The sequence below is a fragment of the Carboxylicivirga caseinilyticus genome, from assembly GCF_050589785.1.
Classification (GTDB): domain Bacteria; phylum Bacteroidota; class Bacteroidia; order Bacteroidales; family Marinilabiliaceae; genus Carboxylicivirga; species Carboxylicivirga caseinilyticus.
In genome coordinates, this window is sequence record NZ_JBNGOX010000103.1 from 1 (window position 1) to 1308 (window position 1308).

Annotated in this window: 2 protein-coding genes; both read left to right on the forward strand. The window is 36.4% G+C overall.

The window, feature by feature from the left end; genetic code table 11:
- The first annotated feature begins 40 nt into the window (after window positions 1-40).
- Window positions 41-406, forward strand: a complete 366-nt coding sequence (locus ACRD62_RS22390) for a transposase (RefSeq protein WP_321406452.1) — start codon at window positions 41-43, stop codon at window positions 404-406.
- 5 nt (window positions 407-411) lie between these two features.
- Window positions 412-1269, forward strand: coding sequence for an IS3 family transposase (locus ACRD62_RS22395; RefSeq protein WP_430822311.1), 858 nt, complete (start codon window positions 412-414; stop codon window positions 1267-1269).
- Window positions 1270-1308 lie beyond the last annotated feature (39 nt).

Sequence of the window (1308 nt, forward strand, 5' to 3'; positions counted from 1 at the left end):
TGAGTCGTCCTAAAAAAAGGCTACACAACACGTAGCAATTATGTATAACAATAATGGTATCGTAAAGCGATACAGCGAGGGTTTTAAACTCAAAATTTTAGCCGAACTTAGTACTGGAAATTATTCCAAAAAACAACTAGGCGACATTTACGGAATCCATAGATCAACTATCAATGAATGGATTAAAAAGTATGACCGTAAAGACCTTATGAACACACGTATTCTTGTGGAAACAAAAGACGAAACAACCCGGATCAAAGCCTTGCAAAACGAAATCAAACAGCTCAAAGAGTTATTGATTAAAAAGGACTTAGATAAATTAGTATTAGATTCTTATCTGGAAGTAGCTGCCGAGCAGTTGGGCTACAAGAATGTTGAAGAATTAAAAAAAAACTTAAACATCTAAGTCTTGTGAAAGCAGTGGATACAACAAGGCACACTGGGCAGGCCAGCATAGAGCAAACCTGCCAGTGTTACCACTTGCATCGTGATGCATACTATAAAGCTAAACATCGTAAATGCAAGCAGGATAAGGAAGCCATACAAGTCATTAAATTGGTAAATACAGAACGCATTACTCAAGCTCGCGTTGGAACTCGAAAGCTGCATAAAGAGTTAAAAGTTGCTTTTATGTCAGCAGGCCTTAAGGTTGGAAGAGACAAACTGTTTGAGATTCTGAAAGAGCATAATATGCTTGTAAAACGCAAGAAAGCATCCTGTAAAACAACAGATTCTTATCATCGTTTTCACAAGTATAAGAATCTTGTTAAGGATATGACAGTAACGGAGCCTAATCAGGTGTGGGTAGCTGATATAACATACATTAGAACCATTACAGGCTTTTGTTACCTGGCATTAATTACCGATATGTATTCGCGAAAAATAGTAGGATACGATATAAGTAACTCTTTGGAGCTGCATGGATGCTTGCGGGCCTTTAAAATGGCCATAAAGCAAGCCCGGCCTAAGGCCGGATTAGTACACCACTCTGATAGAGGCATCCAATATTGTAGCAATCTGTATGTTAGTGAACTGAAAAAACGGAATATAAAAATCAGCATGACAGAAGAGAATCATTGTTATGAAAATGCTATTGCAGAAAGAGTTAATGGCATTCTGAAAGATGAATTCTATCTTGATCAATGCTTTCTTAATATCCAGTCTGCCAGCAAAGCAACTAAAAATGCAATACACATTTATAACAATAAAAGATTACATCTATCTTTAGGATATAAAACTCCTAATACGGTCTTTAAAAATATAGCGTAATATCATGTTTTACCTGTAGCCATATTTTAGGACTTGACA

What these genes read in the sequence shown, in the direction of transcription:
- ACRD62_RS22390 (WP_321406452.1), top strand. Translation starts at nt 41, where the DNA reads ATGTATAACAATAATGGTATCGTAAAGCGATACAGCGAGGGTTTTAAA.